Raw genomic sequence first — 15,619 nt, forward strand, 5'->3', positions numbered from 1 at the left:
TGTACGGGTCTGACGCGGGCCGATGACGACGTGACCGAATGTGACTGTCCGTGAGCTGAATCGCGCTCGTGTCGCGTCGACCTCATGGCGCGCCCTCACCCGACCGGGGCAGCGGAAACATGCGAAACGCCGCAAACCATCACAAGGTGGGTGGGGTATCCCGCATTCGCGATCCGGAGGTCCACGTGAGGGGTCAGCAGCCACCCGGGGGAGTGGAACGCTCGCGGCTGCGTGCCGGCGCGGCGGCCTTCACCTCGTTCGCCGCCCTGGCCGCCACCGGGCTCGTCGCCGGCCCCGCCGTCGGCGCGTCGTCGGCGGGCCCCTGCGCCCTGCCCCGCACCTCGGCCCATCACTCGCTCGGCCTCGACACCTGGAACAGGTCGTACCCGCGCCCCGACCGCGCCCTCGACGCGGTCATGATCTTCCTCTCCTTCCCGGACGCCGAGCCGCTCACCACACCGGCCGACCTCGCCGCCGACCACTTCCCCGCCACCAGCGACTACTTCTCGCGCGCCTCCTACGGGCGCTTCACCCTGCGCCCGCACCCCCAGCGCGCCTGGACCCCCATGCCGAAGGAGTCGGGAGCGTACGACATACGGCGTGACTGGGACTCCGGGCAGCGCGCCGCCTACCTCCGCGACGGCATCGCCGCAGCCGACGCGAGCGTCGACTTCTCCCGCTACGACATCGTCTACCTGGTCGCCGACCCGGACGCGCCCGGCGTGGACTCCGACGCGACGAAGGTGGTCAACCTCGAACAGCCGCTGGAGGTCGACGGCACCGAGATCAAGCGGGTGGTCACGGTCTTCGAGCGGCACCCGCCCGACCGCAACGTGCTGGCCCACGAGACCGGCCACGTCTTCGACCTGCCCGACCTCTACCACCGCCCGGTCGACGGCAAAGGCGACTGGGACACCCATGTGGGGGACTGGGACGTCATGGGCAGCCAGTTCGGGCTCTCCCCCGACCTCTTCGGCTGGCACAAGTGGAAGCTCGGCTGGCTCTCCAGCGCCCAGGTGGCCTGTGTCCAGGGCGCCGGCCCCCGGATGGTCAGCCTGGAGCCGACCGACGCCCCGCCGGCGTCCGGCGGCACCCTCGGCACCCGGCTCGCGGTGGTCCGCACCGGCCCCGACAGCGTCCTCGCGGTCGAGGCCAGGACCGACGCCGGGAACAACGCCGACACCTGCACCGAGGGCGTGCTCGTCTACCGGGTACGGGGCGGCTCCGCGTCCGGCGACGGGCCGGTCGAGGTCGTCGACGCCCACCCGCGCACCGAGGCCTGCTGGGAGCGCTCCGTCTACCCGCCGCTCGCGGACGCCCCGCTGGAGGAGGGCGAGACCCTGACCGTGCCGGGGACCGGGGTCAGGGTCGAGGTCATGGATCGCACGGAGACGGACGGCTGGACGGTCAGGATCACCCCGCCCGCCGTCGACTGACCGATACAGGCCTGGGCTCGTAACACGAAGAAGCCCCTCGCTTCCGCGAGGGGCTTCTTCCGTCTGTGCGCCGCCAGGGACTCGAACCCCGGACCCGCTGATTAAGAGTCAGCTGCTCTAACCAACTGAGCTAGCGGCGCCTGCTGACGTCGTAGACATTAGCACCCGGATCGGCGGGAGGAAAAATCGATACCCGCACGTCGGCGGCGGACACCGCCCGGACGGCCCGCACGCAGGCCCAGAGCACGACCTCGGGGCCCGGCAGCCAGGGATGCCGGGTGTCGGGGGCCACCAGCCAGCGGGGCCCCGCGGTGCCGGAGGGGGCGAGCGGCGGCACGGTCACCGCGTCCCCGACGCCGTGGCAGAGCGGCCGGGGGACCGCCTCCCCCCACTCCTCCCAGTCGAGGAGGGCCGGCAGCCGCTGGGCCGTGCCGGGCGCGGCGAACAGCATCATCCGGCCCCGGTGCACAGCGACCGGCCCGGACCCCGGGCCCTCCGTCCACAGGCGGTCCAGCATCCGCCGCCCGAAGACCGGGTCCACGTTGACGACGTCGAAGACCGTCCCGCACGGCAGCGCGGCGGGCGAGGCCGGCCGGGCCTCCCAGCGGGTGAGCGCGGCCCCTCGCCCCCCGGCGGCCGAGGCGAGCCAGGCGGCCCCGTCGCCGGTCACCCGGGCCGTCTGGTGCCGCCCCTCGTCGCCCTCCCGGAGGAACCGGAAGATGTCGTGCGGGGTCTCTTCGCGCAGCCAGGTCGTCATGGCTCCAGATGTACCGGGCGTGACGAGACGATTGCCGAGGGTTCACGGAATCCCGGACAGGAGGGTCGGCCGAGGAGTATCGTGCGGGCCGCATATGCCAGGCGGGACGTCGGAGGGGCGGGCCGAAGCCCGGCCTCAGGCACCGCCCCCTCCCCGCCCCGCCTACTCCTCCGCCGGGCCGCCGTTCGTGCGGATCAGGTCGCGGCCGAACTCGATCATCTTCCGGGCGTAGTCCTCGGTCCACTGCGCCCGCTCGGCGACGTCCGCCGGCGTCAGCCGGTCGAAGCGGCGCGGGTCCGCCAGCTGCGCCGCCGCGATCGCCTGGAACTCGGTCGCCCGGTCCGTCGCCGCGCGGAACGCGAGCGTCAGCTCCGTCGCACGGGACAGCAGCTCCCGTGGGTCCTCTATCGACTCCAGGTCGAAGAAGTGCTCCGGGTCGGCGGTCGCCTCGGCAGGCTCGAAGATCAGCGGAGCCGGCCTGAGCCGCCGCTGTCCGCTTCGTTCCGCGGGTTCCGCCATCGTTCGTCTCCTCCTCGCACAGGCACGGCCCGGAGACCCGGGCCGACTTCCATTGTCCCGCGCCCCGCAAGAGCGCGTACGTTCCACCCCGCGCCCCCGCGCAGCTCCCGAGCCCCGGCCGGTCAGGGGTTTCAGCCGTCGAGACCGCGCAGGAGCAGCCGGAGCCCGCCGAAGAACTCCTGGTCCGGGGTGACCGTACGGGCGGCGCGCGCGGTCTCCGTCAGACGGGGGAAACGGTCCTCCGGCAGCGCCGTGATGACCGTCGTACCCGGGCCGGCGAGCGGCCCCAGGTGCTGGAGCTGGATCGCCCCGGTGAGATAGCCGTGGAGCGCGCGCAACGCGACGACCCGCCGCTCGCCGTCGATCCCGGCCTCGGTCAGGATCCCGAGCACCGTCTCCGACCAGCGCAGCCCTCCGCTCGCGCGGTGCCGGTGGGAGAGCGTGAGGGGGATGGCCGCCGGGTGCGCGGCGACGCCGTCCCGCAGCCGTCCGGCCATGACCTCGATCCGCTCCCGCCAGGGGGCGTCCGGGCCGGGCGGGGTGGCGTCGACCGTGGCCAGGACGCGCTCGGCCACGAGTCCTTCCAGTTCCTCCCGGTCGGTCACGTACCGGTAGAGCCCCATGGGGCTCATGCCGAGTTCCTTGGCGACGACGCGCATGGAGAGGGCGGCGAGCCCCTCCCGGTCGATGACGGCGAGGGCCGCGGCGGCCAGCTGGTCCTGGGTGAGGGTGCGAGGTCGTGGCATGACGGTTGACAGCGTACGGCCGACGCCTACGCTGTTAGGAGTACGCCGTACGCCTACGCGCTCTCGCTCCGAGGACCCGAGGAAGGTGCCCCATGCGCCAGCCCGCCAACGTGCCCACCAACGCACCCGTCGACCCGCCCGCGAACCCGCCTCCGACTCCGACTCCGAGCCCCGCCCCGTCCCGCACCCGCCTCGCGCCCGGCAGCTCCGTGCCCCCCCGCACGCTCACCCCCGTCCTCGGCCCGCCGCTCACCCTCCCCGACCCGGAGCGGCTCACCCACGTCCAGTTCCGGCGCTTCGCCGGCTGCCCGGTCTGCAACCTCCACCTGCGGTCCGTGGTCCAGCGGCACGAGGAGATCGAGCGGGCCGGGATCCGGGAGGTGGTGCTCTTCCACTCGCCCGCCGAGGAACTCCGCGCACACGTGGCCCATCTGCCGTTCGCCGTGGTCGCGGACCCCGCCAAGCGGCTGTACGCCGAGTTCGGGGTGGAGGCCCACCGCAGGTCCCTGCTCGACCGGCGGGCCTGGCCCGCGATCGTCCGGGCCGTGCTCCGGGGTGTCGGACAGGTCCTCAGGGGCCGGGAGAAGCTGCCCGCGCCCACCCAACCCCACGGCAGGACCGGACTCCCCGCCGACTTCCTCATCGAGCCCGGCGGCCGCGTCGCCGCCGTGAAGTACGGCGAGCACGTCTACGACCAGTGGACGGTCGACGAACTCCTCGGCCACGCGGCGGCGCTCAGGCCGACCGACTGACCCCGGGCCGCCGGGTCGCCGCGCTCAGGCCGGCCGATCAGCCCACGGCCGGCCCGGCGGCAGCACACTCCTCACGGCGTCCAGCTCACCCGGTGTTCCTCCAGGTGGGAGAGGACCGCGTGGTTCGCCTCCCAGCCGTCCGGGAACGACACCGCGACCCCCAGCTGGACCGGTTCCGTCGACGGATGCTCGTCGAGGAGCTCCGCCACGCCCGCCCGGCAGACCACCACGCACGCGTGCCGGTGCCGGGACGCCAGGACGCACAGCCGGCCCGTCTCCAGGTGGAAGGCCGTCGCGTCCGGGCGCCCGGACAGCGGATGGAGGACGACCGTCAGGTCGTACTCGCGTCCCTGCAACCGGTTCGCGGTGTCCACCGTCACGCCCGCCACGCCGAGGTCCGCGAGCGCCGCCCGCACCGCGGCCGCCTGGTCCCGGTGGGCGGTGCCGACCGCGACCCGGTCCGGGGTCAGGGGCACGGGGGTCTCCGAGCGCTCCGAGACCGCCGCCCCGCCCCGGTCCAGGAGCCGGCGCACCACCAGGGCCACCGCCCGCACGGCCTCCGGGTCGGTGCGCGGGGTGTGCCGGGCCGGGAGTTCGAGCAGGCCCCAGCCCGACTCCGCCGCCTCGTCGAGGACCCGGTCCGGGCCCGAACCGTCCGACGGCACCCCGAACGACAGCTTCCGGTCCCCGTGCCCGGTGCCGCTGCGGAACGGCGTGAACGGGTAGAACGCGTCCGACACCAGCGGCGCCGCCGACGCGGGCAGCCGCCAGGACACCGGAAGCCGGTGCTGCGGCAGGTGCGGGTTGTGCGCGAGCAGGGTGGAGACCGCGCTCGCCGACGGGTCGTAGGTGAGCCCCGCCCACTGCTCGGCCCCCACCACCGAGAAGGGGTCCAGCTGCCCGGGGTCGCCCACGAACAGCGCCCGCTCGAAGAGCCCCGCCACGGCGAGCAGCGCGTCCGAACGCATCTGGTACGCCTCGTCGACGATCGCGTGCGCCCACGGCTCGACGTTCTTCACGTGCCCCCACTTGGCGGCCGTGGAGATCACCACCGGAAGCCCGGCCAGCTCACCCGCCTTCGCCGACTTCCGTACGTTGGCCAGGTCGTCGAGCGCCTTGTCGTACGGGTCGGAGTCGTTCGAGTGCAGCCGGCCGACCTCGAGCTCCGGCTCCTTCTCGGCGAGCCGCAGCACCAGGTCGTCCACCTGCGCGTTCGTCTGCGCCACCACCATCAAGGGGCGCCCGACGGCGGCCAGTTCGAGCGCGGCCCGCACCACGAGCGTCGACTTCCCGGCCCCGGGCGGGGAGTCCACGACGACACCGCGCGCGGTGCCGTGCAGGGTGTCCGCCAGGATGGCGTCCGTCGCCCGCCCGGCCTCGGCGGAAGGATCGAACACGGTCACAGCACGTCCTCGGGGGTCACGGCGTCGGGCAGTTCCACGGCGTCCGACCGGGGCGGACCGCCGTGTGTCCAGGGCGTCTCCTCCGCGTCCGGCAGCTGCGGGCCGACCCGCTGGTCGTGCTCGAACAGCGTCCAGGCGATCCGCTCGCCCTTCTCCGGCACCGAACCCTCCACGGGCTCCTTCGACCGGCCCATCTTGTCGAGGAGCCGCAACAGCAGCGATCCGTCTTCCTCGTACCGCACGAACTCCGCCGACTGCGGCTTCCCGTCGAGCGAGCGGTACACCTTCACGCGCTCGCCCAGGTGCGGCCGATCGTCCGTGCGGACCGTGAGCAGCGGGCGCGGCGCGGGCCGCTTCGACTCCGTCCACGCCATCGTCACCTCGGCCACCTCCGCCGTGAACGCCTCGCCCGCGAGCCTCCGCCCGGCGAGCACCAGCGGATCGTCGAGGGCCTCCTGCGCCTCCAGCTGCCCCTGCGCCTGCTCGCGGGCCGCGAGCTTCCGGGCCGCCGTCACCGCGTCGTCGCGGCGCGGCTGCGGCGGCTCGCCGGCCGTGACCCGGTCCCGGTGGCCGGTGAAGGACCAGCGGTCCCGGGTCCAGCGGTCCTCGACCCTGGCCCCCTCGGGCAGCTCCCGCAGCAGGTCGACCGCACGCCAGACCGCGTCCCAGGTCGGTTTCAGCTGGGAGACGACGAGGCGGCGCAGCTCCCGCTCGGCCGCGTGCAGTTCACCGAGGCCCGTGTCGGCGCTCTCGCCGTCCTCGGCCGCGCCGAGCGCCTGCCGGGCCCGGTCGTACCGCTCGATCGCGGGTGCGAGGAGTTGGTTGTCGAAGGCCGGGTCGGTGGCGGGCCCGGCGGGCGGGCACAGCAGCTGCCCCCGGGAGTCCCGCCCGGTCTCGGCCCGGAGCGCGGCCTCGGCGCCCGGTTCACCGTCGTACGGGTCGATCCAGGCGAGCAGCGCGCCCAGGTGCTGGTCCTCCAGGGAGGACTGGCCCGTCGCCCAGTGCCGGTTGAGCAGGTCGGTCGCCGAGAGCAGCAGCGAGGAGCCGGGCACCCGGGCCCGGTCGCCGAAGTGCGTCAGCCAGCGTCCGAGCAGCGGCACGCGCGGCGGCGCGGGGAACGGCGTCTCCGGGTCCTGCTCGGCGGTCCGCCGGAACCGCGTCGACCGCCCGAGGAGCCGTACGTACTCGATACCGGCCCGGCTCGGCACGATCAGCTGCGGGGCGTCCGCGCACAGCTCGACCTCGACCTTCACCTTCTTGCCGGTCTCCGGGTCCGTCTCGTTCTTCTCCACCGCCTCCACGGCGTCCGTGAACGAGTCGATGTACGGCAGGACCTCCTCCGCCAGGTCGGCGAGGAACGCGAACCGCAGGTCCCGGTCCCGGGGCTGGGCCACCACGAGGAGCCGGGGCTCCTCCCGGTCGGTGCCGACCAGGGCGCCCAGCGGGGCGCCCGCCTCACCGGCCGTCGTCAGCGGTACGAGGACGAGGGGCCGCTCGGAGACCCGCCGGTGCCGGACGGTCGCGAGGGGTTGCGCCCGGCCCGACTCGACGGCCTCCATCCGGGCCAGCGTGGAGATCAGCGACATGCCGCCACCCCCGCGGCCCCCGACAGGGCCTCCGCCCGCAACGCCCGCGCCCGCCGCAGCGCCGCCACCGCCGGGTCGTCCGGGTCGCCCTCCTCGCCGCGCGAGGCCGCGAGGACCGCGCCGACCGTCGGCAGGCCGCCCAGCTCACCCCGTACCGAACGGCCCAGGGTCTCCACCGCGCCCGCCTCCCGCGACCGGGCCCGGCAGTGGAAGGCCAGCTCGCAGGCGGCCAGGCACTCCGGCGCGTACTGATGGGGGACGGACTCCACGGCCGCCGTCAGCTCCGCCGCCGAGCGCTCCACCACGTCGAAGCTCGTGCCCTCCGGCAGGGCGCCCGCGATCTCGTCGATCCGGGTCAGCCGGGCGAGCTGCCGCCGGGTCACCGACCGCTGCTTGCGCACGTCGACGACCGACGCCGTCGGCAGGTTCGAGAAGTCCTTCGGGCAGACCAGCAGCACCGACTGCGCGACCCGCGCGCCCTCCGTGAGCTCCGCGACCCGTTCGAGCGCCAGCACGTACACCGCGGCCTGACGGGCCGCCGCGCCCACCTTCGACGCGTCGGCGGCGCCGTCGACCATCGGAAACGACTTGATCTCCACGACCGTCCACCCGCCGTCGGGACGGACCACCACCGCGTCCGGCTCCAGATACACCGGCGAGCCCGCCACCTCCAGGGCGAGCAGCGGATGGTCGAGCAGCGTCCACGCCCCGGCCGCGGTCGCCTCCCGCAGCGCGAGCGCCGTGCGCGCCACCCGCCCCTCGGGTCCGGCGGCCGCCAGATCCGGTACGGACACCGTGCCCGGGTCCTCGACCCCGATCAGGCGCAGCAGCTCACGGCCGCCGTCCGCCTTGACCTTCGCCTCGAAGGAGTTGCCCCGCACGATCGCGAACTGCGACTGCCCGAACGGGGCCGGCGAGCCGAGCTTCGCGGCCAGCGCGGACTTGTCGACCCCCGCGCCGTCGAGCAGGGCCCGCCGCCGGCAGCCGGGATTCGCGGCGAGCGCCGCGAGCGCCCGCGCGTCCAGCGGACGCGGCGGGGTGGCCGGTCCACGCAGCTCAGCGAGCAGCTTTCGACGTGTCGTCTGCGGAGGGAGTGACAGACCGCTGTCCAGGGATGCGCTCACCCGTGGAAGTCTCGCATCCGCCACTGACAACCGGAGGCGCTTCGCCCGTTCCGCGCACCCGACGGGCGAGCCGCAGCGCGTACGGGGTCAGCAGCAGACCGGCGCCCATCACCGCCGCACCGGCGACCGCGTCGAGCAGATAGTGGTTGGCCGTCCCCATCACGACGACCGTCGTGAGCAGCGGATACGCCACCCCGAGGGCCTTCGCCGCGGGCGTCCGCCCGTACCGCCACAGCATCACCCCGCACCACAGCGCCCAGCCGACGTGGAGGCTGGGCATGGCCGCGTACTGGTTGGTCAGACCGCCGAGCCCGCGTGGCGCGCTGGCCTCGCCGCCCCACCAGCCGTACGCGCTGAAGTGCGCCATCGTGTCGGTGAAGCCGTACGCCGGGTCGAGCAGCCGGGGCGGGCAGGTGGGCAGCACGGTGAAGCCGACGAGACCGAGCAGGGTGGAGAGCATCAGCCAGGTGCGGGCGGCCCGGTACTGCGCGGGCCTGCGGCGGAAGAGCCACACCAGGATCGCCGGGGTGACGAGGTAGTGCAGGGAGGCGTACGCGAAGTCCGCCGGGATCCCGAGCGCGGGGACGTCCGTGAACAGCCGGTTCAGCGGATGCTCGGCGTCCATCCCGAACATCTCCTCGACGCGCAGGATCGCGAGCCCGTGCTCGACGGCCGCGGCCTCGTCACCCCGCACGAGGAGCCGCCCGCCCGAGTAGGCGGCGTACACGAAGGCGATCAGCGACAGCTCGGCCCACCAGCGTGGTCTGCGCATCGAAAGGGTCCCCCAGACGGTCATCTCCGGGGGAGGGGACGCCCTGCGCCGCCGGGGGGTTGCCCGGACGTCACCCGGAATCCACGTGGGCGATGATGGGAGAGGCACGTCCGCACCCGTGAACCCCTGGAGCGTCCTTCCCATGGCACCGCGCATCCTGCTCGCCCGGCACGGTCAGACCGAGTGGTCACTTCTCGGCCGGCACACCGGCAGGACCGACATCCCGCTGCTCGACGAGGGGCGGCGCGGCGCGAAGCTGCTCGGCGAGCGCCTGCACCGCCGCCCCTGGCAGGGCCTGCCCGGCGTGGAGGTGCGCACCAGCCCGCTGGTCCGCGCGAGCGAGACCTGCGAGCTGGCCGGCTTCGCCGACCGGGCCGAGCCCTGGGACGCGCTGATGGAGTGGGACTACGGGGCGTACGAGGGGATGACCCCGCCCGAGATCCAGGCCGTCCAGCCGGGCTGGTTCATCTGGCGCGACGGCGTCCCGGACGGGGAGACCCTGGCGCAGCTCTCGGACCGCGCCGACGAGATCGTGAACTGGGCCCGCTCGGCCGACCGTGACGTGCTGGTCTTCGCCCACGGGCACATCCTGCGCTCGATCGGCGCCCGCTGGCTCGGCGAGGACGTCTCCTTCGCCTCCCGCATCCGCCTCGACCCGACGAGCCTCTCCGTCCTCGGCTGGGCGTACGGCGCCCCCGCGGTCGAGCGCTGGAACGACACCGGCCACCTGGAGTAGGAGCGCCCCTCAGTACGCGGCCGCCACCCGGAGGAGAAGCGCCCCTCAGTACGCGGCCGCCACCCGGAGCGGAGGCGTTCCTCAGTACGCCGCGAGGACCCGCCGCGTCTCGGAGAGCATCCCGCGGATCCGGGCAGAGGCGATGCCGTCCAGGGAGTCCACCACCCGCTTCGCCTCCGCCGCCGCCTCGTCGGGGCGTCCGGCGTGCGCCAGGTCCTTGGCGAGGTGGGCGCGGTAGAGCGCCAGGTTCCGGGCGAAGTGCGGGTTCTGCAGGACCGTGGCCCGGTGGGCGTGCCGGGCCGCCCGGCCCCAGTCGCCGAGGGCCGACCAGCACTGGGCCTCCAGGGCCTCCCGCTCCGGCTCCCCGAAGAACGACATCCACTCGGGGTCGCCCTCGGCCGGGCCCCGGTCGAAGAAGCCGTGGGCGCGGCCGAGGGCCTGCTCGCAGGCCGACCGGTCACCGAGCCCCGCCCACGCGCCCGCCTCCCGCAGCGACAGCAGGGACAGCAGCCGGGCCGAGTCCAGCGGCTGCGCGGCCCGCAGCCCGGCCTGCGCCGCCCGCACCGCCTCGCGGTACCGGCCGGTGTCCCTGGCCAGGAAGGACGTGTTGCAGAAGGCGTGCGCCTCAAGGGCCGCGTTTCCGGACACGCGCGCGGTGGCGAGGGCCTCCGCGTAGTGCGAGCGCGCGTCCTCGTGCCTCCCCGAGTCGTGGGCCAGCCAGCCGACGGAGAGGGAGAGTTCGCCCGCGCCCGCGTGCAGCCGGTCCTCGGTGGAGCGGCGGGTCATGGTGCCCGTGTCGAGCAGCGCGTACGCGGCACGCAGCGGCTGGGCGGCGACCTTGTAGAGCCCGTCGGCGCCGTGCCGGTCGTCGAGCAGACGGATCTGCCGTACGGCGTCCTCGACGGCCCGCACCTCGGCCTCGCCGATGCGGTGGACCCCGCGGGGGGTGGGGATCGCGACGGCGGGGCCGCCGAGTCCCAGCGAGGCGGCCGCCAGGGTGGCGGAGCCGCTCGTCATGAATGCGCGACGCAGCACGTCGCTCTCCTCATCGTTCCGGGTGGTGATGGCGGCGGGAGGCGCTGCCCCGGCCGGTACGGCCTGCCGCCGGCCGCGCACCGTCTCCCGCGCGGAGAACCCCAGGTCGGCGAGGCCGAGTCCGGGGAACATGTGCAGGAAGACCCGTTCGTACGCGTAGTTGGGGCAGCGGATCTCGCCCGCCTCCACGCGCCCGATGTAGCGGGCGTCGCACGCGACCTGTTCGCCGATCTCCCGCGCCGCCCGGCGGACCGCCGCGGCGAACTCCGCCGGCGACTGCTGTCCGCGGAGCCGGCGGAAGGCGAGATTGGGAACTGCCCGTGACGTCGCCATGGCCGAGCCCTCTCCTGTGCTGCCGGTGGTGGTCCGGCAGCACAGGAACGTACCTGCTGTGACCGGATGCGTACGCAGAGTTTGGCTACAAATCGGATATCTCGCCTGTGATCTGCCATGAACTGCCATCCTTTGCGGCGGCATGGCGCCGTAGCCGTTGACGCCGACGGGCGTTGAACCGTAAAGGGAGAGACGGAACGTGTCTCCTCAGGAGCGAGGAGGGGTCCCCATGTCGGAGATCGGTTCGCAGTCGGCCACGTGGCACGCACCCGCCCCGGAGGCCGACGGGCCCAAGCCCGACGCCGGAGCCTGGGACCTGGTGACGGTCCCCGTCCGGCAGGGCCTGGAGGCCGTGGACATCCTGCGACGCGGCGCCGTTCCCGCCGTCGGCCCCGTCGTGCACGACGGCGCCTGCGACACCCTCGGCTTCCTGGTGCCGCCGGGCACCGCCGCCGCCTGGGACATGCCGGGCAGCGCCTGTACGCGGACCTCGGGGCGCGGCCTCCGCCTCCCCGAGCTGCCGGAACTGCCCGAACCGGCGGGTGACGCGCCCCGCCCGGCGGGCTGGCTGCTGCCGCCGGGGGACACCGACCCCGTCACCGACCCCGCCGTCCTCCGGAAGGCGCTCGGCGAGGCGGCCCGTCTCATCGAGGCGGCCGACGGCTGCCACTGAGGCGGCGGACCCGCCGCGCGGGCGGGACCCCTCATCACTGGCCGGATAATAGGACCGTGGCCAGGAACAAGCAGCGCGACCGGGCGGCGGCCGCCGCCTCCGTCGTCGAGACCGTCGACGGCGGGCTCGCCGAACTCATACCCGACCGGGAACGCCCCCGCGCCTGGACGCTGCTCATCGACGGCGCTCCGCAGTCCCACGTGGACCTCGACGACCCGGCCCACCTCGCCTTCGAGTACCAGCGGCGCCTCGGCCACATCGCCGACCTCGCCGCCCCGCCGAACCGGCCGCTCCAGGTCGTCCACCTCGGCGGCGGCGCCTTCACCCTCGCCCGGTACGTCGCCGCGACCCGGCCCCGCTCCACCCAGCAGATCGTGGAGGTCGACGGGCCCCTCGTCCAACTCGTCCGCCGGGAGCTTCCCCTCGACGGCGGAGCCCGTATCCGCGTCCGCTCCACCGACGCCCGCGCCGGACTCGCCAAGGTCCAGGACGGCTGGGCCGACCTCGTCATCGCCGACGTGTTCAGCGGGGCCCGCACCCCCGCCCATCTGACCAGCACCGAGTTCCTCGGCGAGGTGCGGCGGGTGCTGAGGCCCGGCGGCCTCTACGCGGCGAACCTCGCCGACGGCCCGCCCCTGACCCATCTGCGCGGCCAGATCGCCACGGCCGCCGCCGTCTTCCCCGAGCTCGCTCTGACCGCCGATCCGACGGTGCTGCGCGGCCGCCGCTTCGGCAACGCGGTGCTGCTCGCATCCGACCGTGAGCTGCCGGTGGCCGAGCTGACCCGCCGGGTCGCCACCGACCCGCACCCGGGCCGGGTCGAACACGGGCGCGCCCTCGCCGACTTCGCCGGGGGAGCGGCGCCGGTCACCGACGCGAGTGCCAAGCCCTCACCCGTACCGCCCGCGTCCGTCTTCCGCTGACCGTGTGACCGGACGCCTCAGGTCGCGCGGTCCTCGATCTCCACGCGGGGCGCCGTGTCGTGCCAGACGCAGAAGACGGACAGCTCGCGGCCGTCCGCGGTGAACGTGACCCGGATCCAGGACGGCTGCTTCCACACCTGCATCTGCCAGCCGGAGGCCGGGATCGCCGAGACCAGCTCGGCCGAGTCCTTCCCCAGGTCGAAGGCGACCCGTCCGCCGTCCACCGTGTAGCTCTTCACGTTCGAATCCGACGCGGGCGGCTCGGTGGCCGGGGGCGCCTCCGTCGTGGGCTTCGCCGACCGGGAGGGGGTCGCCGTCGGCGTGGCCGGGGTCGTGCGGCCGCCGCTCGGCGTGGGCTTCGCCGTCGCGGGCGCGGAGGGCGCGGAGGGTTCGGTGGTGCCGGGCCGATGGGTCGAGGAGGTCAGCGGGTCGCTGCCGGCGGAGTCCGGTTCGTCCGCGCTGCCGGCCGGGAGGGGAAGCGCGCGCGGAGGGTCGTACACCGTGCCGGACAGCACCGTGTGCACTCCCCACCAGGACAGGGTGACCGCCGCGCCGGTGGCGAGCGACCAGGCCAGGGCGTGAACGAGTCCTCTTCGCATCGGGGCCATACTGCACCACGCCGAGAGGACCCGTACCGGAGGGTGGTCCATACCTACGCTCACCCGAATGGCGTACGGTGCGGCCCATGGCAAGTGTGCTCGTGGTCGAGGACGACCAGTTCGTGCGCTCCGCCCTCATCCGGCAGTTGTCCGAAGCCTCCCACACCGTACGGAGCGTCGGCACGGCCCTGGAGGCGTTGCGCGAGGTCGCCCATTTCCGTTTCGACGTGGTCGTCCTGGACCTCGGACTGCCCGACCTGGACGGGTCCGAGGCGCTCAAGATGCTGCGCGGGATCACCGACGTACCGGTGATCATCGCGACCGCCCGGGACGACGAGGCGGAGATCGTACGGCTCCTCCACGCCGGGGCCGACGACTACCTCGTGAAGCCCTTCTCGGTCGACCACCTCTCGGCCCGGATGGCCGCCGTCCTGCGCAGGGCGCGGGCCTCGGCGGGCGAGGCGCCGCCGTCCCGGGCGCTCCGGGTCGGCGGGCTCACCGTCGACCCGCTGCGCCGCCAGGCGGAGCTCGACGGGACGCCGCTCGACCTGACCCGGCGCGAGTTCGACCTGCTCGCCTTCCTCGCCGGGCGGCCCGGGGTCGTCGTCCCGCGCAAGGAGCTGCTCGCCGAGGTGTGGCAGCAGTCGTACGGGGACGACCAGACCATTGACGTCCATCTGTCGTGGCTGCGGCGGAAACTGGGCGAGACGGCCGCCCGGCCCCGCTATCTGCACACCCTGCGCGGAGTCGGCGTGAAGCTGGAGCCGCCGCGGCAGCAGGAACCGGAGCCGCAGCTTTGAGATGGGCCCTCGTCAAGGTGTCGCTGGCCGTCACCGCCATGGTCGTCGTCGCCTTCGCCGTACCCCTCGGGCTCGTCGTCAAGGAGATGGCCCGCGACCGGGCCTTCTCCAACGCCGAGCGGCGGGCCGCCGGGCTCGCGCCCGTCCTCGCCATCACCACCGACCGCGACGAACTCGACAAGGCCGTCGCCACCACCGAGGACGGGGCCGCCGGACGGCTCGCCGTCCACGTCCCCGCCGGTGAACCCGGCACCACGGACCTGGAGATCGGCACGCGCCGGGCCGGCGAGGAGGAGCTCGCGACCACCCGCAGGCTCGGCCGGGCCTCCATCGCCGAGGTCCCGGGCGGCTTCGCGCTGCTCCAGCCCACCGCGCTCAGCAGCGGCAAGGTCGCCGTCGTCGAACTGTTCGTCCCCGAGGGCGAGGTGTCCAACGGTGTCGCCACCGCCTGGCTGGTCCTCGCCGGTGTCGGCATCGCCCTGATCGTCGGCTCCGTCGCCGTCGCCGACCGGCTGGGCGTCCGCATGGTCCGGCCCGCCCAGCGGCTCGCGGGCGCCGCCCACGACCTGGGCGAGGGCAGGCTCGGCGCCCGGGTCCCCGAGGAGGGGCCGCCCGAACTCAAGTCGGCCGCCGTCGCCTTCAACTCCATGGCCGACCAGGTCGTGCAGCTCCTCGCCAACGAGCGCGAACTGGCCGCCGACCTCTCCCACCGGCTCCGCACCCCGCTCACCGTCCTCCGGCTCAACGCGGCCTCGCTCGGTTCGGGCCCGGCCGCCGACCAGACCCGCGCGGCCGTCGAACAGCTGGAGCGCGAGGTCGACATCATCATCCGCACCGCCCGCGACGCGAAGCCGCAGACCCAGGCGACCGGCCCGGGCGCGGGCTGCGACGCCGCCGAAGTGGTGCGCGAGCGGATGGAGTTCTGGTCGGCGCTCGCGGAGGACGAGAGCCGCCGGGTACGGGTCGCAGGTGTCGAGCGCCCGGTCCGGATCCCGGTCGCCCGCCCCGAGCTCGTCGCCGCGCTCGACGCCCTCCTCGGCAACGTCTTCCGGCACACCCCCGAGGGCACCGCCTTCTCGATCGACCTCCACAACGGCGACGACGCCGTCATCGTCCTGGTCTCCGACGCGGGCCACGGCATCGCCGACCCCGCCGCCGCCCTGGCCCGCGGCAACAGCGGTGCCAGGGACGGCTCCACGGGCCTCGGCCTCGACATCGTGCGGCGGATGGCGGAGACCACCGGCGGCGACGTCCGCATCGGGCACTCGGTCCTCGGCGGCACGGAGGTCCGCGTCTGGATCGGCCTCGACGGGCGCCGCTCGGGCGGCACGGCCGGACGCCAGGGCCGCCGGCCCGCCCGGCGCAGACGCGGGGGCACGGGCACCCGCAGGGCCGACGTCGGCTGAGACGTACGGGGTGCGCAGG

The 15,619-nt window shown here is 74.5% G+C and carries 16 protein-coding genes and 1 tRNA gene; 7 read left to right on the plus strand and 10 right to left on the minus strand.

Annotation, left to right across the window (positions count from 1 at the left end; all coding sequences use genetic code 11):
- Positions 1-185 precede the first annotated feature (185 nt).
- On the plus strand, positions 186-1,436 hold the full coding sequence (locus ABT034_RS00395) for a M6 family metalloprotease domain-containing protein (RefSeq protein WP_351209646.1): 1,251 nt from the start codon (positions 186-188) through the stop codon (positions 1,434-1,436).
- A 66-nt stretch (positions 1,437-1,502) separates the two neighbouring features.
- On the opposite strand, the gene ABT034_RS00400 is transcribed toward ABT034_RS00395, so the two are convergent.
- The 4 genes from ABT034_RS00400 to ABT034_RS00415 form a co-directional block, all read right to left on the minus strand.
- A tRNA-Lys gene (locus ABT034_RS00400) sits at positions 1,503-1,576 on the minus strand.
- Complete coding sequence (locus ABT034_RS00405) at positions 1,567-2,193, minus strand: hypothetical protein (protein WP_351209648.1); 627 nt, start codon at positions 2,191-2,193, stop codon at positions 1,567-1,569. Before ABT034_RS00405 ends, ABT034_RS00400 begins: the two co-directional genes overlap by 10 nt.
- 162 nt (positions 2,194-2,355) lie before the next feature.
- Entirely contained in the window at positions 2,356-2,712 is a 357-nt protein-coding gene (locus tag ABT034_RS00410) for a DUF8844 domain-containing protein (RefSeq protein WP_351209650.1), read from the minus strand.
- Between the two features lie 131 nt (positions 2,713-2,843).
- Complete coding sequence (locus ABT034_RS00415; protein WP_351209652.1) at positions 2,844-3,458, minus strand: TetR/AcrR family transcriptional regulator; 615 nt, start codon at positions 3,456-3,458, stop codon at positions 2,844-2,846.
- A gap of 92 nt (positions 3,459-3,550) precedes the next feature.
- On the opposite strand from ABT034_RS00415, the gene ABT034_RS00420 reads away from it, so the two are divergent.
- On the plus strand, positions 3,551-4,210 hold the full coding sequence (locus ABT034_RS00420) for a peroxiredoxin-like family protein (RefSeq protein ID WP_351209654.1): 660 nt from the start codon (positions 3,551-3,553) through the stop codon (positions 4,208-4,210).
- A 71-nt stretch (positions 4,211-4,281) separates the two neighbouring features.
- On the opposite strand, the gene ABT034_RS00425 is transcribed toward ABT034_RS00420, so the two are convergent.
- The 4 genes from ABT034_RS00425 to ABT034_RS00440 are packed head-to-tail and all read right to left on the minus strand — an operon-like array spanning position 4,282 to position 9,095.
- Complete coding sequence (locus ABT034_RS00425; RefSeq protein WP_351209656.1) at positions 4,282-5,613, minus strand: DEAD/DEAH box helicase family protein; 1,332 nt, start codon at positions 5,611-5,613, stop codon at positions 4,282-4,284.
- On the minus strand, positions 5,610-7,199 hold the full coding sequence (locus tag ABT034_RS00430; protein ID WP_351209658.1) for a hypothetical protein: 1,590 nt from the start codon (positions 7,197-7,199) through the stop codon (positions 5,610-5,612). Before ABT034_RS00430 ends, ABT034_RS00425 begins: the two co-directional genes overlap by 4 nt.
- Positions 7,190-8,323, minus strand: a complete 1,134-nt coding sequence (locus tag ABT034_RS00435; RefSeq protein ID WP_351209660.1) for a hypothetical protein — start codon at positions 8,321-8,323, stop codon at positions 7,190-7,192. Before ABT034_RS00435 ends, ABT034_RS00430 begins: the two co-directional genes overlap by 10 nt.
- A complete protein-coding gene (locus ABT034_RS00440) occupies positions 8,256-9,095 on the minus strand; it encodes a phosphatase PAP2 family protein (protein ID WP_351209662.1) in 840 nt (279 codons plus the stop codon). The genes ABT034_RS00435 and ABT034_RS00440 overlap by 68 nt, the downstream gene beginning before the upstream one ends.
- 142 nt (positions 9,096-9,237) lie before the next feature.
- Between ABT034_RS00440 and ABT034_RS00445 the strand changes: the two genes are divergently transcribed.
- Positions 9,238-9,831 (plus strand): histidine phosphatase family protein, encoded by a 594-nt coding sequence (locus ABT034_RS00445; protein WP_351209664.1) that lies wholly within the window; start codon positions 9,238-9,240, stop codon positions 9,829-9,831.
- Between the two features lie 81 nt (positions 9,832-9,912).
- Here the strand turns inward: ABT034_RS00445 and ABT034_RS00450 are convergent, their stop codons facing one another.
- Complete coding sequence (locus ABT034_RS00450) at positions 9,913-11,199, minus strand: NsdA family TPR-like regulatory protein (protein ID WP_351209666.1); 1,287 nt, start codon at positions 11,197-11,199, stop codon at positions 9,913-9,915.
- Positions 11,200-11,428: 229 nt separating this feature from the next.
- On the opposite strand from ABT034_RS00450, the gene ABT034_RS00455 reads away from it, so the two are divergent.
- Together ABT034_RS00455 and ABT034_RS00460 are read left to right on the plus strand one after the other, a co-directional pair.
- Positions 11,429-11,872: a hypothetical protein gene (locus tag ABT034_RS00455; protein ID WP_351209668.1), complete on the plus strand. Its 444-nt coding sequence runs from the start codon at positions 11,429-11,431 to the stop codon at positions 11,870-11,872.
- Between the two features lie 56 nt (positions 11,873-11,928).
- Complete coding sequence (locus ABT034_RS00460) at positions 11,929-12,795, plus strand: spermidine synthase (RefSeq protein WP_351209670.1); 867 nt, start codon at positions 11,929-11,931, stop codon at positions 12,793-12,795.
- A gap of 17 nt (positions 12,796-12,812) precedes the next feature.
- On the opposite strand, the gene ABT034_RS00465 is transcribed toward ABT034_RS00460, so the two are convergent.
- A complete protein-coding gene (locus ABT034_RS00465; protein WP_351209672.1) occupies positions 12,813-13,403 on the minus strand; it encodes a hypothetical protein in 591 nt (196 codons plus the stop codon).
- Between the two features lie 77 nt (positions 13,404-13,480).
- On the opposite strand from ABT034_RS00465, the gene ABT034_RS00470 reads away from it, so the two are divergent.
- Both ABT034_RS00470 and ABT034_RS00475 read left to right on the plus strand, forming a co-directional pair.
- Positions 13,481-14,194 (plus strand): response regulator transcription factor, encoded by a 714-nt coding sequence (locus tag ABT034_RS00470; RefSeq protein WP_351209674.1) that lies wholly within the window; start codon positions 13,481-13,483, stop codon positions 14,192-14,194.
- The gene (locus ABT034_RS00475) at positions 14,191-15,600 is read left to right on the plus strand and encodes a sensor histidine kinase (RefSeq protein WP_351209676.1); all 1,410 of its coding nucleotides are present in this window, start codon (positions 14,191-14,193) and stop codon (positions 15,598-15,600) included. Before ABT034_RS00470 ends, ABT034_RS00475 begins: the two co-directional genes overlap by 4 nt.
- The last annotated feature ends 19 nt before the right edge of the window (positions 15,601-15,619 follow it).

The organism is Streptomyces sp. NPDC002773 (assembly GCF_040295605.1).
GTDB lineage: Bacteria > Actinomycetota > Actinomycetes > Streptomycetales > Streptomycetaceae > Streptomyces.

Bases quoted from the DNA above. Each gene is read 5' to 3' on its own strand.
- ABT034_RS00430 (WP_351209658.1), bottom strand. From the start codon at position 7,199: ATGTCGCTGATCTCCACGCTGGCCCGGATGGAGGCCGTCGAGTCGGGC.
- ABT034_RS00450 (WP_351209666.1), bottom strand. From the start codon at position 11,199: ATGGCGACGTCACGGGCAGTTCCCAATCTCGCCTTCCGCCGGCTCCGC.
- ABT034_RS00470 (WP_351209674.1), top strand. From the start codon at position 13,481: ATGGCAAGTGTGCTCGTGGTCGAGGACGACCAGTTCGTGCGCTCCGCC.
- ABT034_RS00440 (WP_351209662.1), bottom strand. From the start codon at position 9,095: ATGCGCAGACCACGCTGGTGGGCCGAGCTGTCGCTGATCGCCTTCGTG.
- ABT034_RS00415 (WP_351209652.1), bottom strand. From the start codon at position 3,458: ATGCCACGACCTCGCACCCTCACCCAGGACCAGCTGGCCGCCGCGGCC.
- ABT034_RS00445 (WP_351209664.1), top strand. From the start codon at position 9,238: ATGGCACCGCGCATCCTGCTCGCCCGGCACGGTCAGACCGAGTGGTCA.
- ABT034_RS00405 (WP_351209648.1), bottom strand. From the start codon at position 2,193: ATGACGACCTGGCTGCGCGAAGAGACCCCGCACGACATCTTCCGGTTC.
- ABT034_RS00410 (WP_351209650.1), bottom strand. From the start codon at position 2,712: ATGGCGGAACCCGCGGAACGAAGCGGACAGCGGCGGCTCAGGCCGGCT.
- ABT034_RS00455 (WP_351209668.1), top strand. From the start codon at position 11,429: ATGTCGGAGATCGGTTCGCAGTCGGCCACGTGGCACGCACCCGCCCCG.
- ABT034_RS00420 (WP_351209654.1), top strand. From the start codon at position 3,551: ATGCGCCAGCCCGCCAACGTGCCCACCAACGCACCCGTCGACCCGCCC.
- ABT034_RS00465 (WP_351209672.1), bottom strand. From the start codon at position 13,403: ATGGCCCCGATGCGAAGAGGACTCGTTCACGCCCTGGCCTGGTCGCTC.